This is a genomic window from Arthrobacter ginkgonis, assembly GCF_039540195.1.
GTDB lineage: Bacteria > Actinomycetota > Actinomycetes > Actinomycetales > Micrococcaceae > Zafaria > Zafaria ginkgonis.
On sequence record NZ_BAABEO010000011.1, the window covers coordinates 247,147 to 262,765 of the forward strand.

Consider the following 15,619-nt stretch of genomic DNA (forward strand, 5'->3'; position numbering starts at 1 on the left):
GTCCGGAGCGGCGGAATCCTGCCGGGTGGAGGTCATGCGTCAAAGCCCTTCACTAGGAAATATGCTCCCTGCGGAATGCATTCCTTTGGGGGCATATGTGGGATGCCCCTTTAGCCTATCGGCCTCATTGCACCCCTTTTTGGTTTGGTTGCGACTACTTAAGCCCCGGACCCTTTGGATACTTGCTACAAATTTCCAGGAACCGCGTGTTGGCCTCCGCCTCGCCGATGCTGACCCGGACCCCCTCGTTGGCGAAGGCGCGGACGGACAGCGCGTGCTCATCGGCAAGCCGGGCAAACTCCTGCGCATCCTTCCCCAGGGCCAGCCACACGAAGTTGCCCTCGGCCTCCGGAATCGTCCATCCGAGTGCGCGCAGCCCGGCCACCACGCGGGTGCGCTCGTCTACCAGGCTTTGTACCTTTTCAACAACTTCGTCGTAGTGGGCCAGCGACGCGACGGCCGCATCCTCGGCGACCGAGGAGACCGCGAACGGCGTGGCGACCACGCGCAGGTGCCGGGTGATGTGCTGCTGGGCGACCGAGTAGCCCACGCGCAGGTTGGCCAGGCCGTGGGCCTTGGAGAAGGTGCGCAGCACGGCGACGTTCGGGTGCTTGCGGTACATCTCGATCCCGTCGACGGCCTCTGGATTGCGCACGAACTCCTGGTAGGCCTCGTCGATGACCACCAGCACGTCGCGGGGGACCTTGGCCAGGAAGTCCTCGACCTCGGCCGTGGTCAGCACGGGTCCGGTCGGGTTGTTCGGCGTGCACAGCAGCACCACGGAGGTGCGCTCGTTGACCGCGGCGGCCATCGCGTCCAGGTCGTGCCGGCCCTCGGCGGTCAGCGGGACCTGCACGGACACCGCGCCGGAGGTGCCCACGCAGATCGGGTAGGCCTCGAAGGAGCGCCAGGCGTAGACAACCTCGTCGGGAACGCCGTCGTCGTTCTGCCCGGCGAAGCCGGCAAGGATCTGGGTCAGCGCGCCCAGGCTGCCGGCGCCGGTGACGACGTCGTCGGCCGGGACGTCCAGGAACCCGGCGAGCGCGTTGCGCAGCTTGGTGCTCAGGGGGTCCGGGTAGCGGTTGTAGGCCGTCTGGGCGGCGATCGCGGCAAGGACGGCGGGCACCGGCTGCATCGGGTTCTCGTTCGAGGCGAGCTTGTAGGCGGCCAGCCCCTCCACGGGCGCGGGGGGCTTGCCGGCCGCATACTTCGGCAGGCGCCCCACCACGGGACGGGGCTGCACCTCGGCGGAAGGGGCGGTGTTCTCGATGCTCATAAGGTCTTAGCCTAGCGCCGACGCGCTTGGGGCCGCGCGCCGGGATGCCGGGCCCCGGGACGCGACCTCACAGCATTTCCGGGGTGGCGTGAAGCACGGTTTCGCTAATCGCAACATTCACTGCGCATCGCTGCAACATGCGCTTGGGACTGTAGAGGGGAAACGAACACACGACACCCGGGAGATCGCATGACGACGGATCAGATGCACACAGGCGTCCAGCAGCCACCCGGCGCCCCCGTATCGGCCGGAAACCCGCCGGTGCTCCAGGTGCGCCGCGGTCGGTGGGTCGACAACTGGAACGCCGAAAACAGCGTCTTCTGGGAGGGCGTCGGCCGCGCGACGGCGGCGCTGAACCTCAAATGGTCGATCTTCTGCGAGTTCCTCGGCTTTGTGGTCTGGCAGCTGTGGTCGATCGTTGCGATCAACCTCCCGGCCGCCGGCTTCCAGCTGAGCACCGGCGAGATCTTCTGGCTGATCTCGATGCCCAGCCTCGTCGGCGCGACGCTGCGCATCCCCTACACCTTCATGGTCGCCCGCTTCGGCGGCCGAAACTGGACGATCGTCTCCGCGCTGCTGCTCCTGCTGCCGGCCGGCGGCATGGCCTTGGCCGTCTCCACGCCCACCACCCCCTTCTGGGCGCTGCTGGTGCTGGCCGGAATGGCCGGCTTCGGCGGCGGCAACTTCGCCAGCTCGATGGCCAACATCACCTACTTCTACCCGGCCCGGGAAAAGGGCTGGGCGCTGGGGCTGAACGCAGCGGGCGGCAACCTGGGGGCCGCCGTCGCGCAGCTCGTGGTCCCGGTGGCCATCACCGTCTTCGCCGCCGGCACGCTGAACCTTCCCATGGCCGGGCTGATCTGGATCCCGCTGATCCTGCTGGCCGCCTGGGGCGCCTGGAAGTACATGCACAACCTCAGCCACGCCAAGGGCGACGTCGCCGGATCCCTGGCCGCGCTGCGCGAACCGCACCTGTGGATCATCTCCCTGCTCTACATCGGCACCTTCGGCTCGTTCATCGGCTTCTCCGCCGTCTTCCCCAAGCTGATCAAGGACACCTTCCCCGAGTTCTCCAGCTTCGCCGTCGCCGGGGCAGCCCTGTCGCTGTCCTTCCTCGGCCCGCTGGTGGGCTCCCTGTCCCGCCCGCTGGGCGGCCGCCTGGCGGATCGGATCGGCGGGGCACGGATCACCGTGACGGCGTTCGCCGCCATGGCCACGATCACGGTCGCCGTCATCGCCACGCTGCCGCTGGGCAACTTCTGGCTCTTCCTGTTCCTGTTCATGCTGCTCTTCGCCTCCAGCGGCATCGGCAACGGTTCCACCTACAAGATGATTCCCACGGTCTTCTCCCTGCGCTCGGTGGAGAACGCCGACGCGGTGGGTCCGGAGCGCAAGGCCTCCGCCGCGCTGGGCCTGGTCTCGGCCATCGGCGCCTACGGCGGCTTCCTCATCCCGCAGGTGCTGGGCCTGTCCGCCACCGCCACCGGCGGCTACATCCCGGCGTTCGTCGGGTTCGTCGCGACCTACCTCCTCCTGCTGGGACTGGCCTGGTTCTGCTACCTGCGCCCCGGCACCGTCTTCGCCCGGCAGGGGGTCTAGCCCATGCCCCAGGCCGGCTCCACCCCCGCAAGCACCCCCACCCACTGCCCCTACTGCGCCCTGCAATGCGCCATGTCCGTCTCCCCCGGCCCCGCGGCCGGGGGCCCGGCGGGCGGGTCCCCGGACCGCGGCGCCGGCGTCGAGCCCCGGCAGTTCCCGACCAACGGCGGCGCCCTGTGCCGCAAGGGATGGTCCTCCGCGCAGCTACTGGGCGCCGCGGACCGCATCGTCGAGCCGCTGCTGCGCGGTCCCGACGGGGTGCTGCGGCCGGCGGCCTGGGACGAGGTGCTGGACCTGGTCGCCGCGAAGGTGCGCGCGTTGCGCACCGCCCACGGCGCGGACGCGGTCGCCGTCTTCGGCGCCGGCGGCCTGACCAATGAGAAGGCCTACCAGCTGGGGAAGTTCGCGCGGCTGGCGCTGGGCACGCGGCTGATCGACTACAACGGACGCTTCTGCATGTCCTCGGCCGCGGCGGCCGGCAACCGGTCCTTCGGGCTGGACCGCGGCCTGCCGTTCCCGCTGACCGACCTCGGCGGCGCCGGCGCCATCCTGCTGCTCGGCTCGAACGTCGCCGAGACCATGCCGCCGTTCGTGCGGCACCTGCAGGGCGCCCGCGACGCCGGCGGGCTGATCGTCGTCGACCCCCGCCGCTCCGCCACCGCCCGGCTGTCCGAGGACGGCGCCGGGCTCCACCTGCAGCCGACCCCCGGCACGGACCTGCCGCTGCTGCTCGGCCTGGCGCACGTGGTGCTCGCCGAGGGCCTGGCCGACGAGGACTACCTGGCCCGGCGGACCGTCGGCCGGGACGCCGTCGCCCGTTCCGTCGCCCCCTGGTGGCCCGAACGCGTGCAGGCCACCACCGGCGTTCCCGCCGCCCTGCTGCGCACGGCCGCCCGCCGGCTGGCGGAGACCGCCCGGGCCGCCCGCGCCGGCGGGGCCCCCGTCTACGTGCTGACCGGCCGCGGCGTGGAGCAGCACGTCAACGGCACCGACACCACCACCGCCGCGATCAACCTGGCCCTGCTGCTGGGGCTGCCCGGCACCCGAGCGGGCGGCTTCGGCACCCTCACCGGGCAGGGCAACGGGCAGGGCGGGCGCGAGCACGGCCAGAAGTCGGACCAGCTGCCCGGGTACCGGAAGATCACCGACCCGGCGCACCGGGCCCACGTGGCGGCCGCCTGGGGCGTGGACGAGTCCCTCATCCCCGGCCCGGGCGTGCCCGCCACCGAACTGCTGCACAGCCTGGGGCTGCCCGGCGGCCCGCGGATGCTGTTCGTCCACGGTTCCAACGTGGCGGTCTCCGCGCCCGACGCCGGACGGGTCATCGAGGGGTTGCGCCGGCTCGACTTCCTCGTCGTCGCCGACTTCTTCCTCTCCGAAACCGCGGCCGAGGCGGACGTGGTCCTGCCCGTCCTCCAGTGGGCCGAGGAGGAGGGCACCATGACCAACCTGGAGGGACGCATCCTGCGCCGCCGCCGGGCCGTCACGCCTCCGCCGGGGGCCCGGTCGGAGCTGTGGATCATGGCCGAGCTCGCGCGCCGGCTGGACGCTCCGGGACGGTTCCCGACCGATGCGCGCGAGGTCTTCGAGGAACTGCGCGAAGCCTCCCGCGGCGGGCTCGCCGACTACTCCGGCATCGACTACGCGGCGCTCGACGCCGGGGAAGCGGTCTACTGGCCCTGTCCGGCGGACGCCTCCCCCGCCGCCGGCACGGACGAACACGTTGCGGTGGACAGCCCCACCCTGCACGGGACTCCGCGCCTGTTTCTGGATGGGTTCGCCCACCCGGACGGCAAGGCCCGGATGGTCGCCGTGCGTTTTGGTGCGGCCGCCGAGCAGCTGAACCTGCCGGGCACCCTGACCCTGCTGACCGGACGCCTGCTGGAGCACTACCAGTCGGGCGCCCAGACGCGGCGCGTGCCGGAGTTGAACGCCGCGCAGCCGGAACTGCGCGCCGAACTGCACCCCGCGACCGCGCTGGCCCACGGCATCGCCGACGGCGACCTGGTCCTGCTCTCCAACGGGCGCGGGCGCGTGGTGGCCCGCGCCGCGCTGGACGCCGGGATGCGCACCGACTGCGTCTTCCTTCCCTTCCACTTCGCCGGCGACGCCAGCGCCAACCTCCTGACCTCCTCCGCGACCGACCCAGTGAGTTCCATGCCAGGTTTCAAGAACGCCTCAGTGTCCCTTTCTCCCCTGCCCGTCGGCGCCCTTCCGGACGCCGGGCCTCGCTCTGCCGCGGAGGCCGCGGCCCGCCCGCTGGTGGAGGCCGCACGATGAGCGCGCCCGAGCGGATCGTGGTGCTGGGCTTCGGTCCCGTGGCCGCACGGCTGGTCGAGGACCTCCTGCCCGCGCTCCGCGCCGGCCGGGTCCTGGTGACGGTCGTCGGCGCCGAGGCGCACGCCGCGTACAACCGTGTCCTGATCGCCGACGTGGGCACCGGCCGGACCGCCCCGGAGGCCGTGGCGCTGGCCGACGCGGAGGACCTGGCGGCCGAGGGCGTCGAGGTTCGCCTCGGGACCGCGGCCCGGCGCGTGGACCGCGCCCGCCGCACCGTCCTGCTCTCCGACGGCAGCACGCTGCCCTACGACCGGCTCGTCTTCGCCACCGGCGCCCGTGCGGTGGTGCCGGTGCTGCGCGGGCTGGACTTCTCCCCGCACGGGGAGCCGCACCTGCCCCCGGGCGTGGTGGCGCTGCGCAACCTCGACGACGCCGCGGCACTGCTGCCGGTGGTGCGTTCCGGCGGCCGGGTGGTGGTGCTCGGCGGCGGCATCCTCGGCGTGGAGGCGGCCTTGGCCATCCGGGAGCAGGGCGCCCGCGCCGCGCTGGTGCACCACGGCGGCATCCCGCTGGCCCGCGCCCTGGACCACGACGGCGGCCGGCTGCTCTCCGCCGCGCTCACCGCGGCCGGCGTCGAGGTGGTGCCCCAGGCCAAGGCGGTCGCCGTCCGGCTGGACGAGGGGCGCTTCACGGGGCTGGAACTGGAGGACGGAACCGTGGTGGCAGGGGACCTGCTGGTGCTCTCCGTCGGGGTCCGGGCGCGCGCCGAACTGGCCGAGGGCTGCGGCCTGGCGGTGGATCGCGGAATCGTGGTGGATCCGTTCCTCCGGGCGGACACCGAGGACCGCGTCTTCGCGATCGGCGACTGCGCCGCCGTGGACGGACGCCCGCCCAGCGGGCTGATCGGCCCCGGCTGGACGCAGGCGGCGTGGCTCGCCCGCTACCTGGCGGAGCACCCGGCCCCGAGCTTCCTCGACGGGCCAGAGCCGGCCGCGGGCGAGGTGGAGCCCCCGGCAGCGGAGCGCCCGGGCGTTATCCTGCTCAAGGCCCGCGGGGTCGACGTCGCCGCCGGCGGCGACGTCTCCGCCGGCCCTTGGGACTCCGTTCTGGTGGGCGACGTCCCGCAGCGGGTGGCCGTCTGGGCCGACCCGGCGCAGGGACGGTACTGCAAGATGGCCACGGTCGACGGGGTGCTGGTGGGCTTCGTGGCGGTCGGCATGCCGCGCACCGCGGCGGAGCTCGTCCTGCTCTACGAACGCGGCGCCGAACTGCCAGCCGACCGCTCCACGCTCTTCCGGCTCGACGACGCGGCGATGTCCCTGCCTTCGGCCCCGGCCGGCCCGGACGACGTCCTGTGCCGCTGCAGCGGAGCCACCCACGGCCAGGTCCAGCACGCCGTCGGCGAAGGCTGCTCCACCGTGGAGCAGGTCGGCGCATCCTGCCGCGCCGGCACCGGCTGCGGCGGGTGCCGGGACAAGATCGAGGCCCTGCTGGCCTCCGCGGTCAGCCCCGCCTGAAACCCCGCCCGCCATGGGCCACCGGCCTGACGTGGGCGTCCGCGTCTGGCAGGATAGGCCCATGGTGGGTTTCCTGATTCGCGTCGTCGTCAATGCCGTGGCCCTGGCCGTCGCCGCCTGGCTCATCCCCGGCATCCGGATCGGGTCCGAGGTTGCCGGGGCGGATCCCTCGCTTGCCTTCACGGTGCTCAGCTACCTGTTCGTGGGCCTGCTCTTCGGCCTGGTCAATGCGATCGTGCGGCCCATCGTGTCCCTGCTCGCGCTGCCCATCACCTGCCTGACCCTGGGCCTGTTCGCGATCGTCATCAACGCCGCCATGCTCATGCTGACGTCCTGGATCACCTCGTTCACCCCGGTCGGCTTCCACGTGGACACGTTTTTCTGGGACGCCGTGTTCGGATCGATCGTGATCGCCATCGTCTCGGCGATCATCGGCTGGCTGGTCCCCGACCGGTTCGACCGGGGCGAGTAGGGCGGGCCCCGTTCCGGGGCCGAGTCGGAGCTGAACGAGGCCCCTGCCGCAGGATCATGCGGCAGGGGCCTCGCTGCGGCACGGTGCATCGGAGCGACGCCGGTACCGCGTGCGGGGGCGGAAGGCTCAGGCGCCCGTCGGAACGATGGTGTACGCCTTGGTCAGTTCCTCCTCCACGAGCCATTCGCCGTTCCAGCCGTCGCCCATCGCACAGGCAACGCCCGGCCGCAGTTCGGTGCGTTCCCCGTTGGCGTGGATGAGCGCGCCGCGGCCGGACAGGATCTGGATGAACTCGAGGTAGCCGCTGTGCACCGTGGTGAAGCGCCCGGGCGTGATCCTCCAGTAGCCGACCTCATGCCGGGGGCCTGCATCCAGGACGAAGGTACGCGCGACCGGGGCGCCTTCACTGATCCGGTCGGCCGCGATTTCCACGGCCTCCGGCCAGTCCAGGTCCGCCACGTTGACGTGCGCAAGGGTGTCGTTGGTGATCATGCGCCCACCTCCACGGCCACGGGTGCGCTGATGGCCCCCGTTGCACCAATGGCCTCGGCAGCGCGGCGTCCGGAACGGAGCGCGCCTTCCATGAGACCGACGAAGTCCGGGTCCAGGTATTCGCCGGCGAAATGCACTCGGCCTATGGGGCTTTCCAGGGCGGCCGAATCGGCGGCCTCCCACGCGGCCGGCAGCGCAGCGTAGGCGCCGCGGGCGTACCGGTCCGTGGACCAGGTGGTGACGGTGGCGGTGCCTTCATCCAACTGCAGGTCGGGACGGGATGCCCGGGCGGCAGCCGCCCACTGCTCCGCCGACTCTTCGACGCGGAAGCGGTCCAAGGCCGCACGCGAGCCCATGAAGCCGTTGAGCACGGGGGCGACTTCACCTGTGGCATCGACCGCCGTCCAGGTCCAGAAGCGCCCCGGAACCGACATGACGGCGCTGGTTGGCGCCGGCGCGGCGAGGGGTACGTGGATCTTTGCGGCGTGCCCCTGAATGACCCGGCCGAGCAACGCTTCCCGAGCGTCGGCGGTCGGAACACGGACGGCTCCCGAACGGATGATGCCCAGCGGAAGCGCCACCACGGCCGCATCGTAGCGCTCGGTCCCGGCGGACGTGACGACCTCGACGCCGCCGCGGGTCTCACGCACCTCATGGACCGGGGTATTGAGCCGGATCCGGTCGCCCAGCAGGCCGCTGAGGCCCAACGCGATCGACTGGTTGCCGCCGGCCACGCGCCAACTCGGCTTCTCCGTGAACGAAGCGACCTGGCTCAGCGCGCCAGGGCTCAGCTCGGAGGCGGAGACGGCCGCGGAGATCTCCACCCGGCACCGCAGGGCCTCGGTCAGGTGCTCGTCTTCACGCATGCGGGCCAGGACGTCATCCACCGTGTACTGTCCCTCGAGGGACTGGGCCAGGGCGGTGGCGCGGGCTCCGGCAGCCGCGATGTCTGCCGTGGTGATCTCGGGGTGTTCGGCCAGTTCACGGACGTAGTAGCTCATGCCCGTATCGACCAGGTCCAGGCCCAGGCGTCCGGCGATTTCGCGCAGCTCGTCGTATCCCGAGAGCACGAATTCTGCACCGTGTTCGATGGTGGCCTCGCGGCCGGAGGGGGTGCCCACCCGGGAGGACCATACGCGCCCGCCGACCCGGTCGCGGGCCTCGAGGACGGTTACGTCGCAGCCGGCGTCCATCAGGCGGGTGGCCGCGGACAGACCCGCAAAACCGGCCCCAATGACGGCCACTGAAGTGACTTGGTTCTCTGCCATTATTGTTCGCTTTCCGCCGCGTCAGACGAGGCTGGGATCAGGGGTACGGGTGGAGAGGCTGGAGGTCTCGGCCAAGGAGCGGCCCTTCGTTTCGGGCGCCCAGGCAAGGCAGATGACGAAGGCGAGCACGGTGACGGCGGCGCCGATGAGCAGCGTTGCCTGAAGGCCGATGGTGCTGATACCGATGGGCAGCAGGTAGGTGCCGGTGGCGGCGCCGATGCGGGAAATGCCCACGGCCAGGCCGACGGCGGTCGCGCGCACCTCGGTCGGAAACAGTTCGTTCGGGTAGATCCACTCGAGCACGCTCGGTCCGCCGGAAGACAGGGCGTAGAAGGCGAAGGCAGCGATGACGAACCAGGCCGGGGCATCGGCCCACAGCCCCAGGCCGAGCAGCGCAACGGCCATCAGGGCAAACGGAACCACGGTCATGGGGCGGCGGCCCCAGGTCTCGATCAGCCGCAGCGCGGGGATGACGCCAATGGCGAAGAGGGCGGCGATCACCAGTTCGCCCAGGGTGCCGGCGTCTTCGCCCTTGATGCCTGCGGTGAGGAGAATCAGCGAGCCGAAAGTGTAGAGGGCGTATTGCGGCGTGATCTGGGCGAAGTAGAGCGTGCCGCACATGATGGTGCGCTTGAGATAGCCGCCGGTCACCAGCATGCGCAGATCGGCCAGCCCGGACCGGCGCTGGGACCCGGAGTCCACGGCGGCGGTGGATAGGTCGACGTCCACGCCATAGACCTTGCGGATGACATCCTCCGCTTCCCTCACGCGCCCCTTGCCCACCAGCCAGCGCGGGGATTCGGGAATGCCGCGGCGCATCAGAACGATGATGATGCCCAGGATTGCGCCGCTGAAGAGCATCCAGCGCCAAAGATCGTGGCCTCCGGACAGCGAGACCATCACGAAGCCGACCACAAAGGCGGTCATGGCGCCGAGGGACCAGGCAAGTCCGGAAAGACCAATCATGTAGCCGCGCCGCTTGGCCGGCGTGAACTCCGTCAACAGCGATGTCGCGATGGGGTAGTCCGCGCCGATGGCCAGGCCCAGAATGAAGCGCAGGACGATGAGTTGCCACGCGTCGGTGATGAAGGCGGTGAGCGCACACGAGGCCACCAGGACCGTCAGGTCGAGGGCGTACATCTTCTCCCGGCCAATCCGGTCGGTCAGCGCCCCGAAGAGGGTCGCGCCAAAGAAGATGCCGATCAGGGAGGCGGCGCCGATCAGCCCCATTTGGCCAGGAGTGGCGGGAATGTCTTCGGCGAAGCCAAGCATCGCAACGCCGATCAAGCTAAGCACGTAGCCGTCGAGGAACGGACCGCCGCAACACGCGATAAGCAGTTTGCGGTGGAACTTCGTCGTCGGCGCGTTGTCGATCACGCGGAATGCGTCCACGGGACCCTCCTTCAAGAGATGCAACCTAGGAACTGGAACCGGGCCGTTGATGTGACCCAAGACCCGCATCAACGTTAGGTGGCTCACAGGCGCGCGTTTCACGTACATCAGTACCAAGGGCACGGTTCATTCCGTCTTGAAGTACAGGACGGCCGCCGTGACTTGGGCCGACGTCCCCAGAAGAACCATGAGACGGCCAGGATTTGGGGCAGGCGGGTGGTGCCCCTGGAATCACTCCTGCTTGAGCGCGATCCGGGCTACCCAGAATTCGGCGAGATCGCGCGTCGATTTGAGGCTGCGTCCCGTCAGCTTCTCGATCCGGGCAAGGCGGTAGGCCAGGGTCTGGCGATGGATGCCCAAGGCTTGAGCGGTCGAGGCCCAGTTGCGGTCCTCGTCCAGGTATACGCACAGCGTCTCCAACAGCGGGGCCCCCGCCCCGTTGCCGTCCCGGAGCGGGCCAAGCACGTGCTCAATGACCTCCCTGGCCTCGCTTTCGGACCGCGGGGAAATGGAGAACACCGCTTCGTCGTAGGTGACGGCTTCCTCGGCGCCGTACCTGACCGACTCGTGGGCCCACTGGGCACGCAACGCCGCCTCGCGCACTTCGCCGAGTTGGGAGAACCGCGGCGAGATTCCCGCGCGCACGCCGTGGAGGGCGAAGACGGACCGGGCGGCGTCGAGGTCGGCGGCAGACAGGAGCGAGACGAGGTAGCCCTTGCGGACGGCGCTGGCATGGGCAATGTTGGCCAGCGACAGGGACTCGACAATGCGCTGTTCGTTCTCCGGCAGCATCACGGCGGCCACCAGGTCATCGACCCGCAGCCCCAGCTCCGCGGCATCCTGCTCCAGCCGGGAGAAGTTCGCATCACCGGAGTACGCATCAGTGAGCACCTGACGGCCGCGTCCGGCCGCGGCCAGGGCCACCGCGGCGCGACGGTCCGCCTCCATGGCCACCACCCTGCTCAGATGCACCAGAGTGAACGAGTCGAGCATCGAGCCCTGCCCCTCGTCGACGAGCAATGCCGTCCGCCGGCGCGTCGAAACCTGCCAGACGGAAACGGTTCCGTGCCGCAGCGACCCGACCCGCATGCTGCGCCCCTCCGCCACCCGCCCAAACGCCGCGGCCAGCTCGCGCACTTCCTCTGGCGTTACCTGCAGCCCGCCCGGCAGGACCGTGGCACCGGTCGTGACATCAATGGCGCACAGGGCCACGTGGAAAATCCGGCCCAACTCGCGCATGAACCCCTCCCGGTCCTCATGCGGCTCGAGCACGGCCTGGTACAGCCGGCTGAGCGTGAGGACCTGCTGGGTCTGCGTGGTCGAGTTCGCTGCGGCGACGATCCGCCCGATGCTGGCGAAGGGCACCGTACCGTGGGTGATCATGAGGGGGAAGGCCAGCCGGTCGGCTTCGGCAAGCATCTCCGGCCTCAGCTCGGGAGCCATCTGGTCATCCCCCACCGTCATTCCCGCAAGCCCCGCATGCTCCAGGCGGCGGACAAGCTCGGCCTGCTCCTTGCCGTCTGCGGGAATGCAGAGGCCCACGGTCATCAACAGCTCGTTGGGACCCAACCAGCGGTAGGGCTCGGGCATCTCGCAGCTGTGTGCCCACAACACACGGCGCTCGATCCCGCCCTCGCCGGCGATCAATCGAGTGCCGGCCGCATCCATGGCCAACAAGTCCGCAACCCTCAGGTTTTGCTCCATGCCGATACCTCGTATTTGAGTCTGATTCCCCGTGAACTTCCATACAATTGTCCGTCAAGCTCGATCTCCCCTGGACTACTGATGGGAACCCCGGTTCCCGTACTGGATGCCTCAGCGGCTGAGGTGGCAGTCGCCCTGGTCGAGGAGCCAAGGGTTCCGGTGACGCCAATCCCTTGCCTTGGCCGGGAAAGGGCGTGTAGCGTTTTAGATGGCCACGGGTCTTTGTTGAGCGGTGGCCAGCCAACGATGGGTGGCGGGAGAGTCCCGCCGTTTACGGTGGGCGCCGTAGGAGCAACTCCCTCCCCGGGAATCTCTCAGGCCCCCGTACCGCCACCCGTGGGCAACCCTGGAAAGCGGCCACAAGCCCACCGACGGTGCAAGCGCAGAAAGTCATTGCGCGGAAACTCTCAGGTTCCAAAACAGGGCGGGGAGGAATTTCTTCGGATGCCGCGCCTGTCCAGGGTGCGGCACTAGCCCTTGGAGTTCCCCATGACCGCCACAGACACCACCCCCGTGAGCACCGTTTCCCTCAAACAGACATCGCTGCACGCCGAGCACGCCAAGCTCGGCGCATCCTTCACCGACTTCGGCGGCTGGGACATGCCGCTGAAGTACGGCTCCGAACTGTCCGAGCACCGCGCGGTGCGCGAGGCCGCTGGCCTGTTCGACCTCTCCCACATGGGCGAGGTCTGGGCCGCCGGGCCGGACGCGGCGGCGTTCCTGGACTACGCGCTGGTCGGGAACCTCTCGGCGGTGCAGGTGGGCAAGGCCAAGTACTCCCTGATCTGCACCCCTGCCGGCGGGATCATCGATGACCTGATCGTGTACCGGCTCGCGGAGGACCGGTTCCTGGTGGTCCCCAACGCCGGCAACGCCCCGACCGTCGCCGCCGAACTGGCAGAGCGCGCCGCCGGGTTCGACGTGACAGTCACCGACGCCTCCGCCACCACCTCGCTGGTCGCGGTCCAGGGCCCGGCCGCCGAGGCCATCATGCTGGCCCTGGTCCCGGACGCCGAGGCGGAAAAGGTCACCGGGCTGCGCTACTACGCCTCCGCGGAGGCCACCGTCGCCGGGATCCCCGTGCTGCTGGCCCGCACCGGCTACACCGGCGAGGACGGGTTCGAACTGTTCGTGCCTAACGCCCAGGCTCCTGTCCTCTGGGCCGCGCTGGCTGAGGCCGGGCAGCCGCACGGGCTCAGCCCGGCCGGACTGGCCTGCCGCGACTCGCTGCGCCTGGAGGCCGGGATGCCGCTGTACGGCAACGAACTGTCCCTGGCCACGAACCCCTTCGAGGCCGGCCTGGGCCCGGTGGTCTCCTTCAAGAAGGAGGCCGGATTCGTCGGCCGTGCCGCCCTGGAGGCCGCGAAGGCCGCCGGCCCGGCCCGGACGCTGGTGGGCCTGAAAGGCCTGGGCCGGCGCGCGGCCCGGGCACACTACCCCGTCCTCAACGACGGCGCCGTGGTCGGCGAGGTCACCTCCGGCCAGCCGTCCCCGACCCTGGGATACCCGGTCGCCTTGGCCTACGTCGACGCCGGCCTCGCCGAGCCCGGCACCAGGCTCGAGGTCGACCTGCGCGGTAAGGCCGAACCCTTCGAGGTCGTCGCCCTGCCCTTCTACAAGCGCCAGAAGTAGAACCCCACCCCTCCCGGGCGGCCATGCTCCCCCAGCAGGAGCCACCCGCCACCCAACCCCTGCAGCCCGTCCACACCCCGTGGGCCCACCGCGAATCGAGGCAGTACCCATGGCCATTAGTGTCTTCGACCTTTTCAAGGTCGGCATCGGCCCGTCCAGTTCCCACACGGTGGGACCGATGCGGGCCGCCCGGAGCTTCACGGCGCACCTGGCCCACACCGGCCTGCTCGGCAGGGTGGAAGGGCTGCGGGTGGACCTCTACGGGTCCCTGGCGGCGACCGGCCACGGACACGGCACCTTCACCGCGGTGCTGCTGGGGCTGGAGGGCTTCGACCCGGAAACCGTGCTGCCGGCCGACGCGGAGGAGGCACTGGGCCGCATCGAGGCGACCGGGCTCCTGCGCCTGGGCGCGGAACTGGAGGTCCCGGCCATGGCCGGGGCGAACCCCGCGCCAACGGGTGGGCCGGAGCTGGCCTACGGGGTGAAAGACATGGTCCTGCACCCGCTGACGGTGCTGCCCACCCACACCAACGGGATGCGGTTCGCGGCCTTGGGGCCGAACGGCGAGGAACTCGAGGCCCAAACCTGGTTCTCGGTGGGCGGCGGGTTCGTCATCCGCGAGGGGGCCGAGGACACGGTCCTGGACCGGATCGAATCGGCGATCGCCGTCCAGCCCCACCCGTTCCGCACCGCGGCCGAACTGCTGGGGCACAGCCGTGCCACGGGCCTTCCCATCAGTGGCGTGATGTACGCCAACGAACTCGCCGTCCGCACCGAGGACCAGATCCGCACCGGCCTGGTGCACCTGTGGGACGTGATGGAGGCCTGCAAGAACTCCGCGCTGGCCCGCACCGGCGAGCTGCCCGGAGGCCTGCGGGTGCGCCGCCGGGCGCCTGCCTGGCACGCACGCCTGAGCGGGCAGGATCCGCACCGCGACCCCGTGTTTTGGCAGGAGTGGGTGAACCTGGTGGCCCTGGCCGTGAACGAGGAGAACGCCTCCGGCGGGCGGGTGGTCACCGCTCCCACCAACGGGGCCGCAGGCATCATCCCGGCCGTGCTGTTCTACGCCACGCACTACGCCCCGGGCGCCACCTCGCGCACCCGGGCGGAGCAGGAGGAGGTCGTGGCGCGGTTCCTGCTCGCGGCCGGAGCCGTGGGCGTGCTCTACAAGGAGCAGGCCTCGATCTCCGGGGCCGAGGTCGGCTGCCAGGGCGAGGTCGGCTCCGCGTCCTCCATGGCCGCGGCCGGCCTCGCCGAGATCCTCGGCGGCACCCCGGAGCAGGTGGAGAACGCCGCCGAGATCGCGATGGAACACAACCTCGGCCTGACCTGCGACCCGATCGGCGGACTGGTCCAGGTCCCGTGCATCGAACGCAACGCGATCGCCGCAGCGAAGGCCATCAACGCCGCCAAGATGGCGCTGATGGGCGACGGCCAGCACCGCGTTTCCCTCGACGAGGTCATCATCACCATGCGCGAAACCGGCCGCGACATGAGCGACAAGTACAAGGAAACCGCCCGCGGCGGACTGGCCGTCAACGTCGTCGAATGCTGAACCGCCGTCCCCGACCCAGTGGTTCCGGTTGCCCCGGTTCCTATCCAGCCTGTTCCGCCACCACTTTTGAAGGAGTCCTTCCATGAGCCTGGCCCCCGACGGCCGCCGCCTGTTGCGCATCGAGGCGCGCAACTCCGCCACCCCGGTCGAGCGCAAGCCCGAGTGGATCAAGGCCAAGGTCAACATCGGCCCCGAGTACGTGGAACTGAAGAAGCTGGTCAAGACCGAGGGCCTGCACACCGTGTGCGAGGAGGCCGGCTGCCCGAACATCTTCGAGTGCTGGGAGGACCGCGAGGCCACGTTTTTGATCGGCGGCTCCGAGTGCACCCGACGGTGCGACTTCTGCCAGATCGACACCGGCAAGCCCGCGGCCCTGGACCGGGCCGAACCGTTCAAGGTCGCCCAGTCCGTCAAGCAGATGGGGCTGCGCTA

General features: G+C 70.4%; 11 protein-coding genes, 1 pseudogene and 1 riboswitch. Of the genes and pseudogenes, 7 read left to right on the forward strand and 5 right to left on the reverse strand.

Annotation, left to right across the window (positions count from 1 at the left end; all coding sequences use genetic code 11):
• Positions 1–154: 154 nt before the first annotated feature.
• Positions 155–1,276 carry a histidinol-phosphate transaminase gene (locus ABD912_RS09630; protein WP_345150343.1) on the reverse strand — a complete coding sequence of 374 codons (1,122 nt, stop codon included), beginning with the start codon at positions 1,274–1,276 and terminating at the stop codon, positions 155–157.
• Positions 1,277–1,465: 189 nt separating this feature from the next.
• Between ABD912_RS09630 and ABD912_RS09635 the strand changes: the two genes are divergently transcribed.
• From ABD912_RS09635 to ABD912_RS09650, 4 genes are all read left to right on the forward strand, one after another.
• The gene (locus tag ABD912_RS09635; protein ID WP_425548042.1) at positions 1,466–2,875 is read left to right on the forward strand and encodes an MFS transporter; all 1,410 of its coding nucleotides are present in this window, start codon (positions 1,466–1,468) and stop codon (positions 2,873–2,875) included.
• Between the two features lie 3 nt (positions 2,876–2,878).
• On the forward strand, positions 2,879–5,155 hold the full coding sequence (locus ABD912_RS09640; RefSeq protein ID WP_345150345.1) for a molybdopterin oxidoreductase family protein: 2,277 nt from the start codon (positions 2,879–2,881) through the stop codon (positions 5,153–5,155).
• Complete coding sequence (locus ABD912_RS09645) at positions 5,152–6,672, forward strand: FAD-dependent oxidoreductase (protein WP_345150347.1); 1,521 nt, start codon at positions 5,152–5,154, stop codon at positions 6,670–6,672. Before ABD912_RS09640 ends, ABD912_RS09645 begins: the two co-directional genes overlap by 4 nt.
• Positions 6,673–6,733: 61 nt before the next feature.
• Positions 6,734–7,144 carry a phage holin family protein gene (locus ABD912_RS09650; RefSeq protein ID WP_345150349.1) on the forward strand — a complete coding sequence of 137 codons (411 nt, stop codon included), beginning with the start codon at positions 6,734–6,736 and terminating at the stop codon, positions 7,142–7,144.
• A 126-nt stretch (positions 7,145–7,270) separates the two neighbouring features.
• Here ABD912_RS09650 and ABD912_RS09655 read toward each other — a convergent pair whose 3' ends face one another.
• The 4 genes from ABD912_RS09655 to ABD912_RS09670 form a co-directional block, all read right to left on the reverse strand.
• Complete coding sequence (locus tag ABD912_RS09655) at positions 7,271–7,636, reverse strand: cupin domain-containing protein (protein WP_345150351.1); 366 nt, start codon at positions 7,634–7,636, stop codon at positions 7,271–7,273.
• Positions 7,633–8,904: a flavin monoamine oxidase family protein gene (locus ABD912_RS09660; RefSeq protein WP_345150353.1), complete on the reverse strand. Its 1,272-nt coding sequence runs from the start codon at positions 8,902–8,904 to the stop codon at positions 7,633–7,635. The genes ABD912_RS09655 and ABD912_RS09660 overlap by 4 nt, the downstream gene beginning before the upstream one ends.
• A 21-nt stretch (positions 8,905–8,925) precedes the next feature.
• Complete coding sequence (locus ABD912_RS09665) at positions 8,926–10,296, reverse strand: MFS transporter (RefSeq protein WP_345150355.1); 1,371 nt, start codon at positions 10,294–10,296, stop codon at positions 8,926–8,928.
• Between the two features lie 231 nt (positions 10,297–10,527).
• Positions 10,528–12,000 carry a PucR family transcriptional regulator gene (locus ABD912_RS09670; protein ID WP_345150357.1) on the reverse strand — a complete coding sequence of 491 codons (1,473 nt, stop codon included), beginning with the start codon at positions 11,998–12,000 and terminating at the stop codon, positions 10,528–10,530.
• A 244-nt stretch (positions 12,001–12,244) separates the two neighbouring features.
• Positions 12,245–12,340, forward strand: a riboswitch (glycine riboswitch).
• 149 nt (positions 12,341–12,489) lie between these two features.
• Here ABD912_RS09670 and gcvT point away from each other — a divergent pair.
• The 3 genes and pseudogenes from gcvT to ABD912_RS09685 all read left to right on the forward strand — a co-directional run.
• Complete coding sequence (gene gcvT / locus ABD912_RS09675) at positions 12,490–13,632, forward strand: glycine cleavage system aminomethyltransferase GcvT (protein ID WP_345150358.1); 1,143 nt, start codon at positions 12,490–12,492, stop codon at positions 13,630–13,632.
• A 109-nt stretch (positions 13,633–13,741) separates the two neighbouring features.
• On the forward strand, positions 13,742–15,187 hold the full coding sequence (locus ABD912_RS09680; protein ID WP_345150359.1) for an L-serine ammonia-lyase: 1,446 nt from the start codon (positions 13,742–13,744) through the stop codon (positions 15,185–15,187).
• An 82-nt stretch (positions 15,188–15,269) separates the two neighbouring features.
• A pseudogene (locus ABD912_RS09685) lies at positions 15,270–15,619 on the forward strand (lipoyl synthase); the annotation flags it as partial.